The organism is Olleya sp. R77988 (genome assembly GCF_044594215.1).
Lineage (GTDB): Bacteria > Bacteroidota > Bacteroidia > Flavobacteriales > Flavobacteriaceae > Olleya.
In genome coordinates this window covers 2,561,538-2,586,736 of the sequence record NZ_CP138988.1, presented here as the reverse complement: position 1 = coordinate 2,586,736, position 25,199 = coordinate 2,561,538, and the positions used below count along the sequence as shown (strand labels likewise).

Sequence of the window (25,199 nt, the reverse complement as noted above, 5' to 3'; positions counted from 1 at the left end):
TTATAAATAGCTGATAAATATCATTTTAAGCGTTCTTTTTTAGTAGTAAATTAGTTATAAGATTATAATACTAATTAAAATTTTTTGTCATGAAAACTATCACTATTAAGAAAATTCATTGTATTGAAAATGAAGATCATACAGGAAGAGATTATATACATTTAAAAATTAAAGCAGATGGTAAACATATTAAGACCATAAAAAGACATTTTGATGATGGAGATATTAGGAATTTTAATGTTGAATTTGATTTTATTGATACAATACAACTTAAAATGATGGAAGCAGATTGGCCAGATTCTGATGACCATTTAGGTACACATAATATTAACGACAATACATCTGTAACTGATAAAACAATATCTTTTAGAAAGGATGGAGCTAATTATAGGTTAACATATGACCTTAGTGTTCCTGTTTTAACAGATGCACAAGAGTCTTATGACAATCAAAATAATAATGATTCTCATAGCAATAATAATTATCAAAATACAGCAACTACTTTGCACAAAAAAATAACAAGACATAGAGACGCTGGAACTGGTCGTTATGTCACAAAAAACTATGCAGATTCTCATAAAAAAACAACAATAAAAGAGACACGTAAAGTGTAAGATTTTATTTGATGAATACTAATTGTGTGTTTAAGTAACACATGCTATAATTAATTAAATAACAGGAAACATTATTTAATAACAAATTGACTTATCTTGCGCGCGTTTTATTTGTAGTAAATACAAGTAGTATAAAAAGTTAAAAACATGGAGAAAAGTCGTAATACAGAAGATAAAGTAACTCGAATAAATAAGGTAATAGAAAATTATTTTAATACAAACACTGGTAAAGATTGGATTGCTGTAAAAGAAATTATGCCAGATTTAGTAAAAGCAGGCGTTTTTGGAAAAGATCAAAAAAAAGGGTTGCCACTTCGTAAAGTCTTACGAGCTTTAGATAAAGAAAACCAACTTAACACAATACCTTCTGTACATGCAGAACGTACAGAAACAGCTGTCTATTGGTATCTAGTAAGAGAAGGTGCTAAGTTTACACCAAGTGAAACTATCAGTACTGTTTCTAAAAAAGATAGAGCAAAAGAAGTTAGAGAAAATAGTGATGAATTTTATATTTTAAATATTTGTGACGAGCTTCTTAAAGAAAAAGCATCACGTAAGCATACCTTTCCTTTTTTATTAGGTGATATGCACAAAAAAGGAAAAACAAGAACAAAATTACCCTTAGCTGCCTTTTATGAAGACGCTAATTTGGTGATTGAATTTATAGAAAAACCAAATAAAACAGAGCAGCACTTAGAAAAACTAGAGGTTTTAACCTCTAGTGGTATAACTAGAGGCGAACAAATAATAAGGTATAATAAAAGACGTAAAGATGTGCTACAAAAAAAGAGTATTAATTTAGTTGAAATTGATTATTCTTTATTTGAATGTGATAATAAAAATAACCTAAGCCGAATTAAGGATAAAGACGTTAGACTTGTTCAAAAAATACTGAAACGTTTTATAAAATAACTCTCAGTTGTAGAGCTGTTAATTGCTTATAAATACTATTACATTCTCTGACCAGAAAACTGCATAGCTTCTCCTTTTCCGAAGCCATAACTAATGCCAAATGTGACAAAGCGTCCACCTTGACGTGTACTATTTAAATAAAATTCTGGTTGTGATGTTGTCGTTTCATTTATACGTGAAGCAAATAGATCGCGAATACTTAAATTGAGTATTATTTTACCTTTAACTATTTTTTTTCTTAAGCCTAAATCAACAAAAGCATTATCAGAGACTTCTTGTTGCAAGGTTTCGTAATCAGACCAATAATTTCCAGTAATTTCAAAATCAAATTGTGCTGGAAGTTTAAGTTTTGAGGTCAAACTAGTAGACCAAACACGTCCTTTAAAATCAAAAGACTCTGATAGATAAGCACCTTTACGGTTATAATAATTAAGGTTAAAATCTCCATTTAAGGATAACCAATTTAAAGGATTGTATTTTCCATTTATTTCAAAACCAGTGGTATTGTCTGTTCCAATGTTTTCAGGTCTTGATATGCTTACATTGTCTTCAAAAACTGTGATACGCTCTACAGCATCTTTGGTATATCTGTTATATAAGCTAAAGTTTAAAGAGGCTTTTCCAAATTTATGAATACTTGTCAGCTCATAAGAATCTGTAAATTCTGGTTGCAAGTCTGGATTTCCTTCAGAAATACTAAAGTTGTTTCTAATATTAGAAAACGGATTTAATTGTCTTAAACGAGGTCTGTTGATACGTTTTGAATACCCAATTTGAATAGAAAAATTATCTGATACTTTATAAGATGAATGCGCACTTGGGAAGACATTGGTGTAATTTTGTTTTCCAGATTCGTTAGTGGTTTCAAGCAAAGTATTAACCTGTGTATTTTCCATACGAAGCCCTAATTTAAGACCCCATTTTTCACCTTCAAAAGCTCCTGTAGTGTAGATTGCAAATACGTTTTGATCTAAATCAAACACATTGGTTAAATCTAGATTATTAACCCAAACACCATTTTCAAGATTAGCAACAGCAAAATCATTTGACACATTATTTATGGCAAATTGTGCTCCAGTTTCTAAAGTATATTTTTCTAAAAAAGGATGAATATAATCTAGTTTAAAGGTATATTCTTCTAATTTATAATCGGTTCTGGATTCTTGTTGCGCATCTTCCAAATCTCCAACACTAGTAATGTCATCAAATACTGACGCTTGGTCTTTTCTAAAATAACGACCTAAAGCACTAAATAAAAGAGATTGATCTTCGTGTCTTTTAAAGTCGGTTTTGTATTGTAATTCGTAACGGATTTTAGGGTTTGTAGCTTCAGTAATTTCATCTCTAAGCCATCTGTCTGTTACAGTATTACTAGTATCAAATGCATCATAATTTGTTTTTGCCCATTGGTCTTCAACTTCGTAAGCATACGATCCAGAAAGGGTTATAACGTTTCTGTCGTTTAAATAATAATCTGTACCAATTAAAATATTGGTAAATTTTTCGTCAAACTCACTTTCACCATTACTAGTAATTGTAGTATTATTAATTAGGTCTTTGTTTATAGATTCTCGTTCGTCTGGATAAGTTCTAATCCCAAAACCTAATTGACTAAACAAATTAAATTTTTCGGTACGTTTATTAATACTTAAACCAAAGCTATTGCTATTTGGTATACCAACATTTAAAGTTGCAGAACCATTTAAACCTTTCTTCTCTGATTTTTTGATGATTATATTAATAATACCAGAAGTCCCTTGTGCATCATATTTAGCAGATGGATTGGTAATAACTTCAACTTTATCAATCATATCAGCAGTAATTGTACCCAAAGCATTACCATCGTCTCCAGCTAAAACTGATGGTTTACCATTAATTAGTATTTGTACACCTTGTCCACCACGTAAACTGATTTCGCCTTCAATATTTACATTTACAGAAGGCACATTGTTTAAAACCTCCAAAGCACTTGCTCCTGTAGAGCTTAAATCTTTACCAACATTAAACACACGTTTATCTAGTTTAAAGACGGTTTGTGAGGTTTCTGCACGTACAACAACTTCGTCTAAAGTTTCTTGTGTTGGTATTAAAATAATGGTCTTTAAATTTATTTTATCTTTTGCTATACTGTAATTACTAATGGTTATTGTTTTGTATCCAATATAGCTGACTTGTATGTTAAAATTGGAGGCTTGCGTTTTTAATAAAAAGGTACCATCATCTGCAGTTATGGTTCCTGAAACAGCATCATTAGTATCTTTGTCTAATAATGTGATGTTGGCAAATACTATTGGTAAATTAGTGTTTTCTTCTACAACATTACCAACAAGAGTAACTGTATTTTGCGCAAAAATAGGAGAGAGGCAAACACTAAAAAACAGAATAATAACACTATAAAACTTATTAAAAACCATAAAGTTAACTGCTAAAAAATTATAGTACAAAGATACCTTTTAGCCATTTGAAATTAAAATTTAATTGAATATAAAGTGTCTTTGTTTATAGCTGTTTTGTGTTACTGGTTTTAAGTCATTAAAGTAAAGCTGTAATTTTAATACAAGTATTGGCCTGTAATATTATTAGGAGAAACATTCATCACTTTATCAAATATTGAATTTTCAACATCGTTTTTTTCTTTTCCTTCAAAGATTAGCTCAAGATTTTTGTCAAATATTTTTAAAATAGTATTGTTTTTATCTTTAGAAAATTCAAAGTAGCTAACATTGCTATAATTATAACTGTAGACAAAATCTCTTTTTATCCAAATTTTTCCTTCTACTAAAGTTCCATTATCAAACACAGCCTTATGCATCGCCTTGTTTTTTTTGTTATATCTAATTATTTCGCCATTTAAAACATTGCTTTTTTTATCTGTATTAAAACTATACTTTCTGTTTGTAGAGTTTGGATAATAAACAATTGCTTGGACATAATTTTCAAAATAGTTGTATTCTATTTTGGAATTATCTTCTAGAATTTTATTTGAATATATTAGCTTGCCATTTTCAAATCTTTCTTCTGTTTCTCTATAATTATTCTTTATAACACCTTGGTAAGGCGCATCGTTTTTATAAATGATACTAGTTAATTTTTTACCGTTTTCAAAGGTTGCGGTTTCTCCATCTAAAAGATCGTTTTTATACTCAACTGTTTTGTATATAACTTTATCACTATCGTAATAAGAAAAAACACCTTCTTTTTTACCATTTATATATTCGCCAGTTTCTATAATGTCTTCAGGAAAGTAATATCCATTATATTTATTATAGGTACCATTTGATACGCCATTTTTGACTGTTATGGATTGGTTTCTATTATAATCATAGAATACACCATTATAAGGCAATTTATCTTTATATTCTATATTAAATATTTGCGATCCTTCTTCGTTATAAAATTTATCGCTTGTATTGATATCAAAATCTCTAAATAGTCCGTATTTTTCTTTTGAATCGCTTTTTTTGCCTCTAAGTTCAAGATATAATTTTTCGGCTATAAGTATTCCATTTTCATTTGTACTTATTTTACTGACTTCATCAGATTCAAAAAAATAGTCATACTCAGTACCAGTCTCAGTTTCATGATTATACTTTGCTATTTGCTTTCCGTTTATATCATAAAACACACTAATTTGTTTTTGGTAACCATCAACAAAAGTGGTCTCTTCCTTTATTTTATCATTACTAAAGTATTTTATTTCTTTTGATTTAGTATTGTATTGATCAGTATTATAAAACTGAACGACTTTATGATTTTTTTTGGTATCGCTATTTTGATTAAAGTCTGTTGTTTTTATTTTTTTTGAATCTTTATACTCGTTAATAGTTGATAAATGATCATAACTATAAACAAACTCTTGTCCTTTAATAGGCTTAAAGTAATAATCTGAAGTGTCTATTTCTAAATGTCCAAGTATGTCCTGTTTTTTGCTATAATAAGTAACCTTATTGGCATCTTGCTTACTGAAAACAGTGTCACTATTAGCATAGTATTTGATGTTTTTTATAAGCTTAAAATTTTTGAACCATTCTCTTTTATGATTAGATAATTTAAAACCTTCTTTAATTCTGTAATTTTCATAAATTAAATCCCCTAAATAGTTACCATTTTTGTCGTAAAATTTTTCTGATTGAATAGTGCTTTCGTCAATTATATCATAGATTTTAGCATGTTTAAGATTACCATTTGGGTAAAATTCTTCTTGTTTAGTAAGGTATCCGTCGGTATAATATCTTTTATATTCAATAATTTCTTCATTTTTATTTTCATCGATTCGATAATGAAATTCAATATCTATTCCGTTAAAAGGCTCTTTGTTTTTAAACTGTAGTTTGGCAATTTCCTTTCCGCTTTTTTGATAGGTCGTTTTAGTTCTAACGTCGTTTGTAAAGGTGTTTTTAATTTTAATATTACCATTAGTATAAAACCGATCTATATACTGTAAATTACTGTCTTTATAATAATCGATACTAGAAATTTGATCTCTATAATCTGAATAATAATAGTTGACAATAATTCCATTATCATAATCATGTTTATTAAAGGTCATTTTTCCAATGACATTACCTTTAGCATCATAGAATTTTCTTAATACTGGATTATAATTATATTCTTTACTGGAAACATCAAAATGTGTTTCAGACTTAATTTGATTTTTAGTTTTAGTAAAATAAATATATTGTTTGGTATGTAAACTGTCTTTATACACATTTATAATTGGTGATCTGTAATTAGAATTACTCACCACTTTTCCGTTAATAGGCCTATCATTATAATAGGTAGCTTTGTACTTGTTATTATTAAGATAGGAGATATAGTCTCCATTTAGCCTGTTTTTTTCATATGCACTTGTCCTAATTATTGAGCCATCTTCATTATACCAGGTTGCATTACCTTCAAAAACATCATCATCTTTAGAAGAGGAGTAGGCTTCCATTTGTAAAGTTCCATTAAGGAAATAATCTTTAAGATGATATAAGTCTTTTTTTTGTGTTTTAATCCTGTAATATTCCGCCTGTTCTTTTGTAGATTCTCTCCAAGAGTTATTATACCATATGGTATCTTGTTGTGCAAACGACGTAAAACTAAATGAGATTAGAAGTAGAAGAATGATAATAACGCGCATATTGATTTTATTTAGACCTCTAAAATCCGAATTATTTATGTATTTATTATCATTAAATTTATAATTGTAGGTCTTTAAATGATAAGCGTTTTTCAGATGAGTTTATAAGTGCTTAAATATGTGTTATTTGAAACTTTTTTTAACGAAACACAATTTGCAACTAAAATCTTAGCAAGTTTATTACTCAGCTTTTTTCCATTCTTCTTTTATAAAAAGTAAGTCTTTTTGTATTCGTGCTAAGACTTCTTTTTTATCCATTGTTATTTTGTTTTTTCCTTTTTCTGCACCACCTAAATCATACTCTACATGAAGAGAAACAGGAACATTAATTTTATACTTTTTTAGTAAAGAAAAATAACGATTAAAATCAACCATTCCTTGTCCTAGAGGTACATTAATTGGTTTCCATTTGCCATCTACAATTCCCCATTTAAAATCTTTTAATACAATAGAGTTTATATACGGTTTAATACGTTTTAGTCCAAGTTCCCAACTTTCGCCACCTTCAACTACAGCGTGTCTAATATCGTATTGACAACCCATAAATTCACCTTCTGTAGCTTCTAATATTGGTAGTAAATCCCAAACTGGTGCACCAACATGTTTACCAGCATGATTTTGATAACCACCAATAAGGTTTAATTTTTTGTTTAAAACTTCCAAATCTTTGGCTTGATTAGCATATAAAGCTTGGCTTTTTTTAATAGGAGTGTCTTCTGGATATTTTAACCAATCTGTACGGTAATTAGTAAAACCTAATTGACTAGCGGTTTCTAACACAGTTTTATTTATCAAATTATTAACGTCCCAAACATTTGTAGATAGCATTCTTGGAGCAAGACCATATTTTTTCATGGCTTCCACAGCTTTTGGTAAATCAGCAATAACATGTTTAGGTAATACATGTCCTTTTTTACGAACTGTTAAATCTAGACCATCAAAACCCATTTCTGCAGCAGCTGCAGACATATCATTATAATCTAAAAACTGTAGGTGTTTTAAAACAAATGCACATTAAGACGCTCTGGTGACGTTGTTTCCTTGGTTATCAATCCATTTTGACAAGCTAATAAAGGGATACTTGCAATACCCATTGCTGATAGTTTTGTAAATTCTCTTCTAGAATAGTTAACAGTTTGCTTAGTCATTTGGTTCTGGTTTGTATTTGATTTATTAGATATTATAAAAGTAAACATTATTTTTTGACAATATTTAATGAGTTAATTTCGTTACATAGCTATTTTACATAGCGTCTGATTATAAAATAATTTGTTTTATAATTTATATTATGTAAAATAGAACTTTAAATAACCCTTATTACTTTCAATGAGAATTAAACAGAATATATAATACTTTAAAACAATAATAATGAATTCCATTATTATATAAAAAAAAGCATAACCTAAATGATTATGCTTGTATAATAATTATATAATTAAAATATTAAATCTTATTACCATAAATATCTAATTCTACAACAGGTTTACCTAATTGTTTAACTTCATTAAACTGTGTTGCTTTATCTCCAACAACTAAATACACCATATCTTTTTCAATAATGTATTGATCTATTATTGATTTATAATCAGTTAAAGTCATATTAATTAGTTCATCTTGATTAGTATCCAAAAAGTCTTCTGTTTTGTTATACTTACTAATACGACGTAGTATACCTAATTGTGCGCCAAGACTTTCATAAGCTCTTGTGTTTCCTTTTAAAATTTTGTTTTTAGTTAATTCTACTTCTATATCTGTAAAGCTTTCTTTATAGTCGTTTACCATATCCTTAATTATCACTAACGATTTTAGTGTTGCATTTGCTCTCACACTACTTCTTATTGTAAATGGGCTTACAGTTTTACGTTCTGATATCCCTGAATATGCACCATAAGTATACCCTTTACCTATTCTAAGTGTCTGGAATAAGCGTCCACTTGATCCACCTCCTAAAATTTCGTTAGCAAAACCTAAATTATTTGCATTGTCGTCTTTTGCAGATAAAGCTAATTTACCAATATATAAAACAGATTGCTTAGCATCTGGTACATCTACAAAATATAAAGTTCCTCCTGTATTTGTGTCTTCTATAGTTTGTGCAGGAATAGTGATATGTTCTCCCTTCCACTCTTTTAAAGTACTTAAAGCATTAACCGTTTGTGTTTTATTTATTGCTCCTGCAATATGAAACGTAGCATCCTTAGGAGATAGATTATTATAATACGCTTTTAGGTCGTCTAAAGAGATGCTTTTTGTGCTTTCTAAAGTTCCAGATCCATTAATACCAAAACGATGAGTGTTACCATACATTAACTGATTAAACACATTAGAAGCAATTGCGTTTGGATTAGCTTCACTACCTTTTAATCCTGTTTCTAAAGCTTGTTTTAGTCTACTAAATTCTTTTTCGTCCCAACGTGGCTCTAATATTATTTCTCTGATTAACGATATTGTGTCGTCTAGGTTTTTAGTTAAACACGATCCTGTAATATGAAAATCTTCACTTGCACTATACATACTTATACTTGCACCTAATAACCCAATTGCTTCTTCTAAATCTGCAGCAGTTTTTGTAACTGTACCTTGCATCATTAAATCGCTAAATAAACTTGAGATTCCTTCTTTACCTTTTGGATCTAATAATTGACCACCAGGAATAGTAATATCAAACTGTACTAAAGGGACTTCATTATTTTCAATACCATATAAAGTCATTCCATTATCCAACTTACCTTTCCAAATTTCTGGCGATTTAAATACTGGTAATTCTCCAAAAGGAGGTTCGCTCCTATCATATTTACTTGGTGTTTTCTCATAAACTGCTTCTTCACCTTGACTAACCTCTTCATTAGCTACACCTTTAACAACTTCTTCAATCCATACTGTTGCTTCTTTACTGTCTGTTACTGCTAAATCTAATTTTCCTTTTGGTACAACACTAGTCATTACAAAGTTTTGACCTTTAATGTATTTGTTGTAAACACGCATTATGTCTGTAGCAGTTACTGCATTGGTTAATTTAGCACGTTCTGTAATAAAACTTGGGTCACCATTAAACTCGTTATCCTGTACTAATTGAAACGCTTTGTTTAAAACTGTACTAACACCTTTATATAAGTTAGTTTCAAGCTCAGCTTTAATACGTTTTAAATCGTCCTCATTAACACCATTAGTTTCAAATTTGTTTAAGCCTGTATCTATTGCTGCTTTAACTTGGTCTAAATCTGTTCCAGCATTTGCTCGTACTCTAAACACAAATTCTCCAGCTAACTCACTACTATTTTGATAAGTACCAACTCTAGGGGCTAATTTTTGATCTTCAACTAAAACATTATATAAAGGTGATTTTTTACTTCCACTTAATAATTCTCCTAAAATATTTAAAGCATAAGTATCTTTATGATAGTTTTTAACAGTTGGAAATACCATACGTACCTCTGGAAGTTTAGCAAAGTTGTCTTCAAAATATAATGACTTTGTATTTTCTAAAACAACAGGATCAATATTTTGTTCTTCTACGTCTGGACCACTAGGTATTTCGCCAAACCACTGCTCTACTAATTTTTTAGTTTCAGCAATGTCAATATCTCCAGCAATAACTAAAGAGGCGTTTTTGGCACCATAATATTGTTTGTAAAATTCTTTTACATCGTCTATAGTTGCTGCTTGTAAATCTGGTAAAGCACCAATAACAGTCCAATTATAAGGATGTCCTTTTGGATATAAGTTTTTTCTAATAATCTCGTCAGTATAACCATATGGCGCATTATCTACACGTTGACGTTTTTCATTTTTAACCACCTGTTTTTCACGCTCTAAAGCAGCTTCGGTTACTGTATTAATCATGTATCCAAAACGGTCTGAATCAATCCACATAATTTTTTCGAATGCATCTTTTGGTACCACTTCATAATAGACTGTATAATCGTTTGACGTTCCTCCATTACGACTTCCACCCCATTCTGGAATCATTTTTCGGTTTGCTCCAACTGGTACATTTTCTGAATCATTAAAAGACATATGTTCAAAGAAATGAGCAAACCCTGTTTTACCTGGTTTTTCTCTATTAGAACCTACGTGCATTAGTGTTGCTACTGCAACAATAGGGTCCGAATGATCTTCGTGCAAGATGACTTCTAGTCCATTATCTAAAGTAAATTTCTCATAATCGATTTTAAAATCGGTTGATTTATCTGTAAAAGAATCCCCAGAATTTTTACAAGAGATTAAAGCTAAAGTAGTTAGAATAAATAAAGATTTAATAGTACGCATTTTGTTTAGTATTTTTGATTGTGGTTTAAAGATAATCAATATTTTTTTGTCTTAAATTTTTAATAAATAGAATTGAATTTAGACCATTTTTACTTATCTTTAAGTAAATATAAATACGAAACGACTATGGATATAAATTTTGAGTACGACAAAGTAAAAGCAAGTGATGATTTAGAAGAATTCACAAAAGATAAAATACAAAAATTGTTTAATAAGTACGAGTTTATTGTGCGTGCAGATGTGTTTTTTAAGTTAGAAAACACACATAATGATAAATCTGGAAAGATTGCAGGAATTAGATTAAGTGCTCCTGGACCAAGATTATATGCTGAAGAAAGTAAAGACACATTACATAAAAGTGTTAGCGAAGTGACTCAGCAATTAGAGCGTCAACTGTCTAAACGAAAAGGTAAAATGAAAACACATTAATATTATAATGAATAAAAAAAGCGACTTGAAAGAGTCGCTTTTTTTATGTTTTATAACTTATCATTAAACCGTCAACTGTTTCATTTTAATACCTAAAGTCGTTTCAACCTTTTTAAGGTCATTAAACTCATTAGATAAAATAAGTGCTATAGATTCTCCTTTTTTACCTGCTCTTGCAGTACGTCCACTCCTATGTGTGTAATATTCTATATGTTCTGGTAATTGATGATGGATTACAAAAGCTAAATCGCTAACATCAATACCTCTTGCAGATACATCTGTAGATATTAATAATTGCAAACTTGTGTTTTTAAAGGCACGCATGACTTTATCACGTTCTCTTTGTTGCATATCACCTTCTAAAGCACCAACATTAAAACCTTCTTGTTCTAATTGGTGTTTTAAAGATTGTGCACCAGCTTTAGTACGTGTAAAAATAATACCACGTTCCTCTTCCCTGTCTTCTAATAAATGAATTAGCGTATTCACTTTATTATTTATAGTAGTCTCAACAAAAAAGTGAGTAATATTTGCATTTACAATACTATTTCGGTCAATTTCTAATCGTATAGCTTGATCAGAGATATAACGTTTTACAATACCTTTTAAATCTTCAGACATTGTAGCACTAAATAACCAAGTGTTACGCTCTCCTTTGGTATCGCTTAAAATAGTAGTTAAATCGTTTTTAAAACCCATACTTAACATCTCATCTGCTTCATCTAAAACAACAGTTTGTACTTGAGATAAATCTACAGCTTGACGATTTATTAAATCGACTAATCGTCCTGGAGTTGCAACAATGACATGTGTAGTACGTGCAAGGTTTTTAAGCTGAATATCAATTTTTTCGCCTCCATAAACACCTTCTAAAAATATTTTAGAGTTGTTGTATTTAGTAAATTTAAACAGTTGCTTTTTTATTTGTTGGACTAACTCTCTAGTTGGTGCAATAATCAACGCCTGAACTGCATCATTTTTTGGGTTTATTTTATTTAAAATTGGTAATCCAAAAGCTGCAGTTTTACCTGTTCCTGTCTGCGCTAATCCAATAAAATCTTTAGAAGATTTTAATAACATTGGTATAGCTTGTGTTTGAATCTCTGTAGGTGTTTTAATTCCTAATTCTTTAAGCGATTTTATATAGTTTTTATCTAACCCAAGATCTTTAAAAGTCATGTTTAAGTATTTAGTAATTAGTAATTAGTAGTTAGTGTAATTAACTGTCTGAGTAAATACTGCAAACTGCTACTGAACAATGAATACTAAACTTTAATCCTCAGGAGGAAAACCATTAATCTCTTCAAAAATTTCGTCAAAATTAGAGCGTAAATGTGCGTTCAGTTTTTTACGATAATCATCCTTTAACCATTGCACAAAGTTATATGTACTTTTACTAATACACTTTGTATAACGACCAATTCTGTAATCTATATCATCTCCTAATAATTTTGCCAATCCTAACGCATCCCAAAGGTCTTCGCTATTTTCTGTACATATATAAGCGTGATGTTTAATAGAACGTTCTAATACAACTTTACTACTCTCTCCTGCTCTAATACTATCTATATAACATTTTTTGATATCAAAATAGACTTGCTCAGATTTTTTAAATTGCTCGCGCAAATCGTCTGGCATTTCATATCTAAAATTGTTTTCAAGTTCTTCATCACTTAAAACTCCATCTAAATAATAGTTTGGAGAACGGAAAATTTTGTGCCAATCTAAATCACTTCCCCAAGGTCCAAATCTGTGTAAATTGTTTCCTAAATCTACAACAGTAAATGTGTTTTTATTTTTTAAAATACGCGATCCACGTCCAATCATTTGGTAATACAAAGTCAAGGATTTTGTAGCTCTGTTTAGCATGATGCAATCTACTGTAGGTTCATCAAAACCAGTGGTTAAGATACTTACAGAAGTTAAAATAGCATCTGGTGTTTCTTTAAACCATTTTAAAATGGCTTTACGTTCTTTTTTTGTATTATTATTATCTAAATGTGCAACTGGATATCCTGCACGTTTAAACGTGTCATAAACATGTAAAGACGTATTAATACCATTATTAAATATTAAGGTTTTTTTGTTTTTACAACGCTCTTCATAAGCCTGAATAAGCTTAGTAAGCATGTCTGTATTAGTATATAAATCTTCGGATGATTTTACAGTATAATCACCATTGGCTCCAACAACTAAAGAGGTTAGTCCAACATTATAACTAAATATTTCGGCACGAGCCAAAAACTCGTTTTCTATTAAAGACTGTATGGTTTCTCCAACAATAAGCTCGTTATAATTATCCTTCATCGGAAGGTTAATATTACTACTTAAAGGTGTTGCAGTTACACCAAGAACAAAAGATTTTTCAAAAAACTTAAACAGTTTTGTAAAACTATTATAATGTGCTTCATCAATAATAACTAAACCAATGTCAGAAATGTCTAGTTTATCATCATTTAAACGATTGTTAAGTGTCTCTACCATTGCAACAAAGCAATTAAAGTCTTTTTGATCACTTAAATCTGCTTTACTATCTACAATTTTGTTAGTTACACCAAACTCGGTTAACATTCTAGAAGTTTGACGACATAACTCTATCCTATGTGTCATTACCAATACTTGCTTTTTATGATGCTTTAAGTATTGTCTAACTATTTCAGAAAAAATAACCGTTTTTCCTCCACCTGTTGGTAATTGATACAATAAGTGAAAATCTTCTGGTGCTTCTTCAAAACATGTAAAAATCTTATCAATAGCTCCTTTTTGGTAACTATAAAGACTTTTTCCTTCTTTGCGCTCTTGTAATTCTAGGGTTTTTACTGACATTAATTAATAGTAGTTTTTGAAAATTTTGAGATGTGCAAAAATACAACGAATTAAAGGGTTTTGACGAATAATCAAGTACTTTTTTTTAATTGCCTACTTTTATACTCTAATATGAGTACAAAAACAGAGCATTTTCAAGCCCAATTTAGAGGTTTTTTTAACACGCCACATTTGTTTCAATCTAAAATTGAAGGCATGCAACCATTTTTAAAAACCGTTGATAAAGTATTCTCCTTTAATGCAAATATCAAACCTAATGTGCGTTTAGGTCAGCGTGTAGAACAGTTTGTTTTTGAAGAATTAAAACATATTAAATCCCTTCAGATTTTAGCAGAAAACCAACAAATACAAAAAGACAACAAGCAAACACTTGGCGAATTGGATTGTTTGTTTTTAGATAATGAGCAGCCTGTTCATTTAGAAATTCAGTTTAAATATTATTTATATGATGACACATTGGGTAATACTGAAATTGAACATTGTATTGGACCAATGCGTCGCGACTCGTTAACAGAAAAATTGAATAAGCTAAAACAAAAGCAGCTTCCACTACTCTATGCTAATGAAACTAAACCCTTATTGGATAGTTTAAATTTGAAAGCTAAAAATTGTATTCAACAACTGTATTTTAAAGCGCAAATTTTTGTGCCTTACGGAAAGCAAATAGAGCTTAAAACCCTAAATAATGCCTGTGTTTATGGGTTTTACTTTAATTATAAACAATTGCATTTGTTTGAAGATTGTAAGTTTTATATACCTAAAAAAACAGATTGGTTATTAGATTTAGACACCAATGTTAATTGGTCCACTTTTAAACAAATACAACCACAATTAGCTGTTTTTGAAACTGAAAACTATTCGCCTTTATTATGGTTAAAATTCCCAAATGGAGAATTAACTAAGTGCTTTGTGGTGGCACACTAATCAAAAAGACGACTTCCCTCAATCAAAGGTTTAGTTTACTCATTATTACTTTTTACAGCAGCTTATTATAATAGCTTCGTAAAAAAAACATCATGAACAAACTATTTAGTCTACTCCTACTGTTAACAAGTATTACTGTATTTTCTCAAACAGAAGTTGATTCAAAAATTAAAGCTGTAAAAGTCTTTAAAAGTAATGCTCAAATTACAAGAGATGCCTCATTTACAACAAAAATGGGTTCGCAAGAAATTGTATTAACAGGTATATCTACATCTATTAATCCATCTAGTTTACAAGTACAATTTAACAGCTCTAACACTGTTTTGGTGTCTGCAAAATATGAGAACAATTATCTAGTATCTAAAGTCAATAATAAAGAAATAGAAGCTTTAAAAGAGCAATTAGAAACCTTAAATGATGACTTAGTTTGGTTATCACACCAACGCAATAGTTTATTAGGTATTGAGCAAATACTAAATAAAAACCAAGATTTAGGAAGTGGTAACTCTAGTTTTACACCACAACAAGTTTTAGAGCTAAGTAATGTGTATCAAGCAAAGTATCTTGAAATTAAAAAGAAGATAACAGCTTTAGATAAAAAGGAAGAACCAATCAGAGAAAAAGCCGCAAAGCTTAATCAACAATTAAACGAGCTTAATGCTAAGTTTAATAAGCCTAGCGGAAACATTGTATTGCAAATAGACTCTAAAAAAGCAGGAAACATTGCAATTGACTGTAAATATGTGGTTGGTAATGTTGGTTGGAATCCATTATACGATCTTAGATCAAAAAGTATAACTGAAGATGTCCAGTTAACTTACAAAGCTGCAATCTATCAAAACACAGGATTAGATTGGGATAATGTAGACTTAACAATTAGTACAGGAAATCCATCACAAAATAACAATAGGCCTATTTTAAGCCCATTATATGCTAACATCTATCAGCAACAATTAAAAAAGCTTCAAGAAGCAACTCTAGATGAAGTGTCTGTAAGTAATATGGCTTATAGACAAGACGCTAGATATATTAATCCATCAAGCGTGTCAGAAAACCAATTAACAGTAGATTTTGATATTTTAACAAAACGCTCTATTGCAAGTGATGGTAAAGAAAATCTTGTAGCTTTACAAGCATTTAATTTAAAAACGGATTATATCTATCATACAGTTCCAAAATTGGATAGAGGTGCGTTTTTACTAGCTAAAATTACAGATTGGAGCCAATACAATTTAGTAGCAGGACAAGCTAATATCTTTTTTGAAGGTGCTTTTGTTGGGACGTCACATATAAATCCAGAAGTTACTGCAAAAGAATTGTTTATATCTATGGGACGCGATAACAGTATTGTGGTAGAGCGTATACCTATTAAAAAATATACATCGTCTAAGTTTATTGGTAGCAATAAAAAAGAAACCTTTGGTTATGAAATTGTTGTTAAAAACAAAAAAGCAACACCAATTAAAATTGAAATTCTGGATCAGATTCCAGTATCACAAAACAAAGACGTGTTAGTGACTTTAGATAGCAGAGGAAATGCGGTTTACACAGAAAACATTGGTAAACTACTTTGGACATTAGATTTAAAACCAAGGGAAACAGTAATTGAAAAGTTTAGATACACAGTTAAATATCCAAAAAACCAGAGTGTTTATGGGCTAAAGTAAATATATTTTGAATTAAAAAATCAGGAAAGGTAATCTGTATTTTAGGATTGCCTTTTCTACTTTTAAACTATTTGACTTTATCAGAAAAAACAACTAACTTCGTTTAACATTCGATAAAGAGAATTGAAAACTCTCCTTATCTATACGTTACCTGTAATTTGAAAAACCCTGTGAATTGGAATAAATTAGATAAGAATTGGAAAGAATTCGCAAAAAAACAAAATGTGGAATTGGTATATATTGAACAAAATATGTTTAACGCAATCAGATGTGAATATATAATTAATATGACTACTGATTTTTATAAAACTAAAATTGTTGGAACACTATGGAAATCGCAGGATGGACATAATAGAAACGATACTAGAATTTATGCAAAGTATAATAATAAAGATTCTACACAAACACTCGATATAAATAATAGCGGAATTAAAAGTTTGCTTACGAAAAAGGAATTAAAAGCAGAAGAAAATATTATTTACCAAAATTTCAAAAAATTAGACGGAAAGAAATTAAATCTCTACAAAGACCTTTTGAGATTTGAATTGAAAAAAATAATCTCAAAGGACTCTGAATTTGAACTAATATCTGAAATAATAAACGAGATAAAAAACTACAGGTAACACAGTGTATAATTCATTGCTAGTACTCGCCTACTTACGAAAATCCTCGCGGATTTTCTATTTGGTTTGTATTTGATAAATTTAGTGCTTAAACACGCAACGAAATCATACACAAACACGTTAAACGAATCCCTAAAATTCAGTAGTTAATAACTCCTAACAAAACCACTTCCAAAGCTTAACAAGTTTGATTTAAAATAATAATGACTGATTAATGAGATTTGAAGAAAAGATAATTTATATTAAAAAATACTTAAATAAAAAGTACTCAGTAATTCCTCCTGTGAAAGTTGATTTTATTGAAAAATTTGAAAAGGAAAATAGTTTAGAATTACCAAAATTTTACAGATATTTTATAACAAATATTGCTTTAGGAATTGTTATAAATGGTGAAGCATATCCTTTTGAAGAAGATATACTTACTCCATTTGATTTTGAAACTATTCTTGAAGATGATGACATGATTGAAAACCCAAAGATAGAATTCCCATTAACTAAAGCAATTTATAATCTTAGTAGTACAGAATATGATTATTTTGATTTGACTAACGGAACTATTTTTTTAAAAGGGACTGGTTGTGGTAATGGAGAAAGATTAATTATTAATGGTAAAGCACATGGACAAGTTTGGATAGATGAAGTAATGTCAAACGATGAAATATATCCAGCATATAAAAGCGATATGCCTGATGACCATTTCAAAACATGGATTAATAAATCTATTAATAGTCAATTTACTATTAGTGGGAAGAAAAAGATGAATCCTGATGCTACTAATTATGCAATTCAATATACAGTTATCATAATTTTAGTTACAGCATTTGTTCTGGCACTTGCATTTCAAATTATTAGTTAATAACTCCTAACAAAACCACTTCCAAAGCTTAACAAATTCACTTATTTTGCAAGTCTAAATTATAATAGATAAGTTGAAAGTCTGTATTGCCGAAAAACCATCTGTAGCAAGAGAAATTGCACAAGTCTTAGGAGCCAAAACAAAACGTGATGGCTACTTTGAAGGCAATGGTTATGCAGTAACTTACACTTTTGGTCACCTTTGCACACTTAAAGAGCCAAACGATTATAAACCACATTGGAAAAGTTGGGATTTAAACAACTTGCCAATGCTTCCTGAGCGTTTTGAGACTAAAGTCACCAAAGATTCTGGAATCCAAAAACAGTTTAAAATTGTAAAAAGTTTGTTTGATAAAGCAGATGTGGTTATAAACTGTGGTGATGCAGGAACAGAAGGAGAATTGATACAACGTTGGGTTTTGGATCAAGCTAATTATAAAGGCGAAGTACAACGTCTTTGGATTAGCTCTTTAACTACTGAAGCTATTAAAGAAGGTTTTCAAAAATTAGAACCAAGTAAAAAATACGACAATTTATATTACGCAGGATTTTCTAGAGCAATTGGAGATTGGTTACTTGGGATGAATGCAACACGTTTGTACACTGTAAAACATGGTGGTTATAAACAAGTATTGTCTGTTGGACGTGTACAAACACCTACTCTTGCAATGGTTGTAAACCGTTGGAAAGAGATCGAAAACTTTAAGCCTCAACCCTATTGGGAGTTACAAACCATGTATCGTGATACGTTATTTAGCTTTGAAGAGGGTCGTTTTTTAAAGATGGAAGATGGAGAAAAGTTAGCTAATATTGTAAAAGAGCACGATTTTGAAATTGTATCTATCACCAAAAAAAGCGGAAAAGAATATGCGCCAAAACTGTTTGACTTAACAGGACTACAAGTCTATTGCAATACTAAATTTGGGTTTTCTGCAGACGAGACTTTAAAAATTGTTCAGAAGTTATATGAAATGAAAGTGGTAACCTATCCAAGAGTTGACACTACCTTTTTACCTAATGATATTTACCCTAAAGTTCCAGGGATACTTAAAAACCTGACTAAATATGCAACGTTAACACAACCACTTTTAGGTAAAAAACTTAAAAAAACTAAAAAGGTCTTTGATGATGCAAAAGTTACAGACCACCATGCCATTATTCCAACAGGAGTACAAAGTAATTTACAATACAATCAACAACAGGTTTATGATATAATAACCAAACGTTTTATAGCTGTGTTTTATGATGATTGTAAAGTGTCAAATACTACAGTTATTGGTAAAGCAGAAAGTGTAAACTTTAAAACTACTGGAAAAGAAATTATTGAAAAAGGTTGGCGAGTGGTTTTTGAATCTAAAGACAAACCCACAAAAGAGTCTGGGTTTTTACCAACTTTTGAAAAAGGCGAAAAAGGACCACACACACCTAGTTTTTTAGAAAAACAAACCAAACCACCTAATCAATTTACAGAAGCCACACTCCTACGTGCTATGGAAACCGCAGGAAAACAAGTAGATGATGACGAGTTACGCGATTTAATGAAAGAAAACGGTATTGGAAGACCATCTACACGTGCCAATATTATCGAGACTTTATTTAGACGTAAATACATAAAACGTAATAAAAAACAAGTGCTACCAACCGTTACAGGTATTCAGTTAATAGATACAATAAAAAGTGATTTATTAAAATCTGCTGAGTTAACTGGTCGATGGGAAAAACAATTAAAAGATATTGAAAAAGGCGAATATTCGGCTTCAGCATTTATAAAAAACATGAAGCAAATGGTGGATCAATTGGTTTATGAAGTCCGAAGCGAAAAGGTAGAAGCAAAAATAAGTTACACCAATAATAAATCAGAAACTAAAACTAAGCGTAAACCAAAAACAACTAATAAAGGTATAATTGGAAAACCCTGTCCTAAATGTAAAAGTGGTCAGCTTTTAAAAGGAAAGAATGCTTATGGTTGTAGTTTGTACGGAAAAACTTGCGACTTTGTGTTGTCATTTAGTTTTGCTGGAAAAAACATTTCTGAAAACCAATATAAACGACTGATTGACAAAGGATCGACTGTTAATTTAAAAGGGTTTAAGGTTGAAAGTGCTTCTGTTGAAGGTTTACTTAGATTTGATGGTAATTTTAAACTAAAATTAGAACCTAAGCAATCGATTTCTGCGAAAGCAAAAACAGATAAAACACCTTGTCCTAAATGTAAAAAAGGGTCTATCATAAAAGGAAAAACCGCATATGGTTGTAGTGATTATAGGTCTGGTTGTGATTTTAGATTTGATTTTGATTTAATCTTCAAAAAAGCAAATGGACAACAATTAACCAAAGCATTAGTTTTTGAAATCTTAAATGAAGGTTAAAAGGTCATTATTAGTTCTCGATACAAATAGTTTCGTTTCTCAACTATTCACTCGAACTAACCATAATCAATCAGTTTAAAGTGAGTTTGTAAAGCTTTTCAACACGTCACTTCGAGTGATTTTGAAGCATGAAAAATTGTATCGAGAAGCACATACAGTTTATATTATTTAATTAAACTAATGTTTTGTCGTTATAGCAAAAGCAAGAATCAACGTATTTAAAAAATCATTATTTGAAACCAAAAAAACACCAACATTTCAAAATCTACAAACCTTACGGAATGTTAAGTCAGTTTTCTAGTAACGCTGTAAAAGAACAACGTAAACGCTTTTTAGGCGAATTAGGTGAGTTTACGTCAGGAACTATGCCAATTGGTCGTTTAGACGAAAAAAGTGAAGGTCTACTTCTATTAACAACTGACGGAAAGTTAAGTGACTTTGTTAACCAATCCGGAATTGAGAAAGAATACTATGCATTAGTTGATGGTGATATTTCCGCGAAAGCGATACAACAATTATGCGATGGTGTAGAAATAGGTTTTGATGGTAAAAAATACCAAACAAAACCTTGTAAAGTTTTTAAATTAAAACAAGATCCAGTACTTCCAGAGCGTTCAAAAAAAATAAGAGATGCTAGACATGGTCCAACCACTTGGATAAGTGTTACGTTAACAGAAGGTAAATTTAGACAAGTAAGAAAAATGACAAGTGCTGTTGGTTGTCCAACTTTAAGATTAGTACGTGTTAGAGTTGGAGATATTTATTTAGACACTATGCAAGTTGGAGAGGTTATTCCAGAGCATAATTTAAATGATTACTTTAATAATCTTTAAAAAATTAAAGAACAGCAAATCGTTTTAATCTCACTACTTTTGCATCATATACTAGTAATAGATATGATAAAATACGCACATTTTTTTTACAACCATTTTAGAGATTTAGGATTAACATCTGTAACTTCTAAATACTTAAACATGCTAGTATTACTGATAATAGCATCTGTTTTTATATTTTTAGTAGATTTAATTATTAGAAAAATATTACGATTACTATCTGCAAAATTAGCATTAAAAACAAAATCTAATTTTGACGATTTATTGATATCTAATCGTGTACCAAGTAATATAGCACATATTCCAGCATTATATCTTGCTTTACAAAGTATTCCAATAGTTTTTAAAGATTTTAGTAACCTACATGTATTTACTGAAAAAACAATGCAAGTATATGGTATTATTTTGGGTTTATGGATTGTAAGAAGTCTTTTAAACACCTTAAAAAACTACTTTAAAACCTTACCTAGATTAAAAGATAAACCAATAGATAGTTACATTCAAGTATTTATGATTTTTGCATGGATTGTTGGTATAGTCTTAGCATTAGCAGTAGTTGTTGGTGGTGTGTCATTATGGAAAATCATTACAGGTTTTGGTGCAGCTTCTGCTGTTATATTATTAATTTTTAAGGATACTATATTAGGTTTTGTTGCTAGTATACAAGTATCTATTAATGATATGGTACGTATTGGAGACTGGATTACTTTTGAAAAATATGGTGCAGATGGAGATGTGTCAGAAATTAATCTAGCTACAGTAAAGGTTAGAAATTTTGACAATACTATTACCACTATACCAACCTATGCTTTGATTTCTGACTCTTTTAAAAATTGGAGAGGTATGACAAACTCTGATGGACGACGTATAAAAAGACACATGCTAATTAAGCAAACCTCTATTAAATATCTAACAGATCAAGATATTGAACGTTTAAAAAACATTGATATTATTTCGTCTTATTTAACGACAATGCAAGATAAAATTGATAAGTATAACACCTCAAATGCTATAAATAAATCTATGCTAATTAATGGTCGTAATATGACTAATATTGGTGTGTTTAGAAAATTTATCCAAACTTATCTAGAACAACATTCTGCAATAAATGAGGACATGTTATTAATGGCAAGGCAATTACAGCCTACTGCACAAGGTATTCCTTTAGAAATTTATTGTTTTAGCAAAGATAAACGTTGGGAAAACTATGAGTATGTTATGAGTGATCTTTTTGATCACTTTTTAGCAGCAGTACCTTACTTTGATTTGGAGTTGTTTGAATGGCCTTCTGAGACTACGTTTAACCAATCATAAATTTATTTTAAGTATTAAAAAGTTAATAAATAGTTAATTTGATTTCATTTATAATAGTAATACTATTATATTTGCAATCAAATTAAATATTATGCATACTTTACTATCAAATTTAAAAATTAATATCAATGAAAAAATTTACATAAAAGATCCTGAATCTTCAGATTTAGGTAAGCGAATTGTAGAAAACAGCATTTTGCTTATTGATGAAATTGGTTTTGATAGCTATACTTTTAAAAAATTAGGATCAAAAATTGGGTCAAATGAAAGTAGTATTTATCGATACTTTGAAAGTAAACATAAATTATTAATCTACTTAACTTCATGGTATTGGAGCTGGTTAGAATACCAATTAGTATTTGCAACTAATAGTATTGCTGATCCAAAAGATAAAATAGAAAAGGCTATAACCATATTTTCTCAAACGGCAACTTTAGATTCTAATTTCTCACACATTGATGAAGTTGTTTTAAAACGTATTGTAATTAACGAATATTCTAAATCTTATTTAACAAAAGAAGTTGATAAAGAAAATAAAGAAGGTTATTTTTTAATTTACAAACGTTTAGTAACTCGTTTACATGACATGATTTTAAATATAGATGCTACTTACAACTATCCATTTAGTTTAGCTAGTACTGTTATTGATGGTGCATTACATCAACATTTTTTAAAGGATCATTTTACCACAATTTCTGATTTAAAAAAATTAGATACTCCAATAAATTATTTTAAAGATTTAGTTTTTAAAACCCTAAACATTTCTACTAATGAGTAAAAAAATATTAACCGCTTGGCAACGTTTTGTTGGTTTATTAAAATTGGACAGAAAAGACGTTAGACAAGTGTTTTTCTATGCTATTTTTGCAGGATTAGTCAACCTATCTTTACCTCTTGGTATTCAGGCAATTATCAATTTATTGCAAGCAGCTCAAATTAGTACATCATGGATTGTATTAGTGATTTTAGTAACCTTAGGAGTTGTATTTGTTGGAATTTTACAATTGATGCAAATCAGAATTATTGAAAATATCCAACAAAAAATATTTACCAGAGCATCTTTTGAATTTGCATATCGCTTTCCAAAAATGAAAATGGATGAATTACGTGGTTATTATCCACCAGAATTAGCCAATCGATTTTTTGATACTATAAATGTTCAAAAAGGAATAGCAAAAGTTTTAATAGATTTTCCCGCAGCCATTCTTCAAATCATATTTGGGTTAATACTATTATCTTTTTATCATCCTTTCTTTATTATTTATGGTGCTTTATTATTACTTCTTATTTACATTGTTTTTAAATTTACTGCAGAAAAAGGATTAAGCACAAGTATTGATGAGTCTAATCATAAATACAAAGTAGCACATTGGATACAGGAGATTGCACGATCTATAGTTAGTTTTAAATTATCAGGAAAAACAAGTTTGGCACTTGAAAAAAATGATAAGTTAGTTACTGACTATTTAAAAGCCAGAGAAAGTCATTTTAAAATACTAATCATTCAATTTATTCAGCTTATTGGTTTTAAAGTTTTAGTTACTGCTGGATTATTAGTTATTGGTGGTGCTTTAGTATTAAATCAACAAATGAATATTGGTCAGTTTGTTGCAGCAGAAATCATCATTCTTTTAGTTATAAATTCTGTTGAAAAACTAATACTAGGATTAGAGACTTTTTATGATGTATTAACTTCAATTGAAAAGCTAGGGAAGGTTGTTGATAAAGGCTTAGAGTCTCAAGATGGAGAATTGGTAAATGCATCCAATCCAAATTTTAATATAGAATTAGACAATATATCGCTTACAGTTATAGGTAAAGATTCTCCTATTTTAAAAAATGTTTCAATAAATATTAATACTAAAGATAGATTGTTAATTCAAGGTAGTAGTGGCTCCGGAAAATCTAGCTTATTAAAATTAATTGCTGGTGTTTTAAGCCCAACTAATGGTAGTGTTTATGTTAATGACAAATCCTTAACTAGTTTAAATATTAATAGTTACAGAGATAATATTGGTCAAACTTTAGTTGAAGAAACTCCTTTTGAAGGTACGCTTTTACAGAACTTAACCTTTGGAGATATATCAATCACAACTAAACAGATTGATTGGGCAATTAAAAATGTTGGTTTAAAAGACTTTGTAAAACAATTACCAAACGGTTTAGAAACAATGTTATATCCAGAAGGAAAAGGCACTTCTTTTACGGTTTCTAAAAAAATAATGCTAGCTAGAAGTATCATAAAACAACCAAAATTATTAATGCTAAAAGAGCCTTTAGATCAATTTGAACCTAAAGATGCACAACAAATTATAGATTTTTTAAGCCAACCAGAACATCCTTGGTCACTAATAATCGTTAGTCAAAATAATCTTTGGAAAACTAAGATTAATAGACTAATTACTTTAGATAAAGGTCAAATCATTAAAAGCAACTAAT

General features: G+C 29.7%; 19 protein-coding genes. 12 read left to right on the top strand and 7 right to left on the bottom strand.

What is annotated here, in order from left to right; genetic code table 11:
* The first annotated feature begins 89 nt into the window (after positions 1 to 89).
* A complete protein-coding gene (locus SJY17_RS11705; RefSeq protein ID WP_397362741.1) occupies positions 90 to 614 on the top strand; it encodes a hypothetical protein in 525 nt (174 codons plus the stop codon).
* Between the two features lie 147 nt (positions 615 to 761).
* A complete protein-coding gene (locus SJY17_RS11700; protein WP_397362740.1) occupies positions 762 to 1,526 on the top strand; it encodes a hypothetical protein in 765 nt (254 codons plus the stop codon).
* 38 nt (positions 1,527 to 1,564) lie between these two features.
* Here SJY17_RS11700 and SJY17_RS11695 read toward each other — a convergent pair whose 3' ends face one another.
* The 5 genes from SJY17_RS11695 to SJY17_RS11675 form a co-directional block, all read right to left on the bottom strand.
* Positions 1,565 to 3,970: a TonB-dependent receptor domain-containing protein gene (locus SJY17_RS11695; RefSeq protein ID WP_397362739.1), complete on the bottom strand. Its 2,406-nt coding sequence runs from the start codon at positions 3,968 to 3,970 to the stop codon at positions 1,565 to 1,567.
* 107 nt (positions 3,971 to 4,077) lie between these two features.
* On the bottom strand, positions 4,078 to 6,651 hold the full coding sequence (locus SJY17_RS11690) for a hypothetical protein (protein WP_397362738.1): 2,574 nt from the start codon (positions 6,649 to 6,651) through the stop codon (positions 4,078 to 4,080).
* Between the two features lie 180 nt (positions 6,652 to 6,831).
* Complete coding sequence (locus SJY17_RS11685; RefSeq protein WP_397362737.1) at positions 6,832 to 7,620, bottom strand: sugar phosphate isomerase/epimerase family protein; 789 nt, start codon at positions 7,618 to 7,620, stop codon at positions 6,832 to 6,834.
* Positions 7,621 to 7,649: 29 nt separating this feature from the next.
* On the bottom strand, positions 7,650 to 7,799 hold the full coding sequence (locus SJY17_RS11680; protein ID WP_397362736.1) for a hypothetical protein: 150 nt from the start codon (positions 7,797 to 7,799) through the stop codon (positions 7,650 to 7,652).
* 295 nt (positions 7,800 to 8,094) lie between these two features.
* Complete coding sequence (locus SJY17_RS11675) at positions 8,095 to 10,920, bottom strand: M16 family metallopeptidase (RefSeq protein WP_397362735.1); 2,826 nt, start codon at positions 10,918 to 10,920, stop codon at positions 8,095 to 8,097.
* Between the two features lie 126 nt (positions 10,921 to 11,046).
* Between SJY17_RS11675 and hpf the strand changes: the two genes are divergently transcribed.
* Positions 11,047 to 11,349, top strand: a complete 303-nt coding sequence (gene hpf / locus SJY17_RS11670) for a ribosome hibernation-promoting factor, HPF/YfiA family (protein ID WP_397362734.1) — start codon at positions 11,047 to 11,049, stop codon at positions 11,347 to 11,349.
* A gap of 63 nt (positions 11,350 to 11,412) precedes the next feature.
* On the opposite strand, the gene SJY17_RS11665 is transcribed toward hpf, so the two are convergent.
* A complete protein-coding gene (locus SJY17_RS11665; protein WP_397362733.1) occupies positions 11,413 to 12,528 on the bottom strand; it encodes a DEAD/DEAH box helicase in 1,116 nt (371 codons plus the stop codon).
* 93 nt (positions 12,529 to 12,621) lie between these two features.
* Positions 12,622 to 14,175, bottom strand: coding sequence for a DEAD/DEAH box helicase (locus tag SJY17_RS11660; RefSeq protein ID WP_397362732.1), 1,554 nt, complete (start codon positions 14,173 to 14,175; stop codon positions 12,622 to 12,624).
* A gap of 111 nt (positions 14,176 to 14,286) precedes the next feature.
* Between SJY17_RS11660 and SJY17_RS11655 the strand changes: the two genes are divergently transcribed.
* The 9 genes from SJY17_RS11655 to SJY17_RS11615 all read left to right on the top strand — a co-directional run bounded on the left by SJY17_RS11655 (position 14,287) and on the right by SJY17_RS11615 (position 25,198).
* Entirely contained in the window at positions 14,287 to 15,099 is an 813-nt protein-coding gene (locus SJY17_RS11655) for a DUF1853 family protein (protein ID WP_397362731.1), read from the top strand.
* Positions 15,100 to 15,191: 92 nt separating this feature from the next.
* The gene (locus SJY17_RS11650) at positions 15,192 to 16,766 is read left to right on the top strand and encodes a mucoidy inhibitor MuiA family protein (RefSeq protein ID WP_397362730.1); all 1,575 of its coding nucleotides are present in this window, start codon (positions 15,192 to 15,194) and stop codon (positions 16,764 to 16,766) included.
* 170 nt (positions 16,767 to 16,936) lie between these two features.
* Complete coding sequence (locus SJY17_RS11645) at positions 16,937 to 17,389, top strand: hypothetical protein (protein WP_397362729.1); 453 nt, start codon at positions 16,937 to 16,939, stop codon at positions 17,387 to 17,389.
* Between the two features lie 214 nt (positions 17,390 to 17,603).
* Positions 17,604 to 18,245, top strand: a complete 642-nt coding sequence (locus SJY17_RS11640) for a hypothetical protein (protein WP_397362728.1) — start codon at positions 17,604 to 17,606, stop codon at positions 18,243 to 18,245.
* 73 nt (positions 18,246 to 18,318) lie between these two features.
* Positions 18,319 to 20,613 (top strand): DNA topoisomerase 3, encoded by a 2,295-nt coding sequence (locus SJY17_RS11635; RefSeq protein WP_397362727.1) that lies wholly within the window; start codon positions 18,319 to 18,321, stop codon positions 20,611 to 20,613.
* 233 nt (positions 20,614 to 20,846) lie between these two features.
* Positions 20,847 to 21,446, top strand: coding sequence for a pseudouridine synthase (locus SJY17_RS11630; protein WP_397362726.1), 600 nt, complete (start codon positions 20,847 to 20,849; stop codon positions 21,444 to 21,446).
* 63 nt (positions 21,447 to 21,509) lie between these two features.
* On the top strand, positions 21,510 to 22,760 hold the full coding sequence (locus tag SJY17_RS11625; RefSeq protein ID WP_397364877.1) for a mechanosensitive ion channel family protein: 1,251 nt from the start codon (positions 21,510 to 21,512) through the stop codon (positions 22,758 to 22,760).
* A 91-nt stretch (positions 22,761 to 22,851) separates the two neighbouring features.
* On the top strand, positions 22,852 to 23,538 hold the full coding sequence (locus tag SJY17_RS11620; RefSeq protein ID WP_397362725.1) for a TetR/AcrR family transcriptional regulator: 687 nt from the start codon (positions 22,852 to 22,854) through the stop codon (positions 23,536 to 23,538).
* Positions 23,531 to 25,198, top strand: coding sequence for a peptidase domain-containing ABC transporter (locus SJY17_RS11615; protein ID WP_397362724.1), 1,668 nt, complete (start codon positions 23,531 to 23,533; stop codon positions 25,196 to 25,198). Before SJY17_RS11620 ends, SJY17_RS11615 begins: the two co-directional genes overlap by 8 nt.
* Position 25,199: the final 1 nt, after the last annotated feature.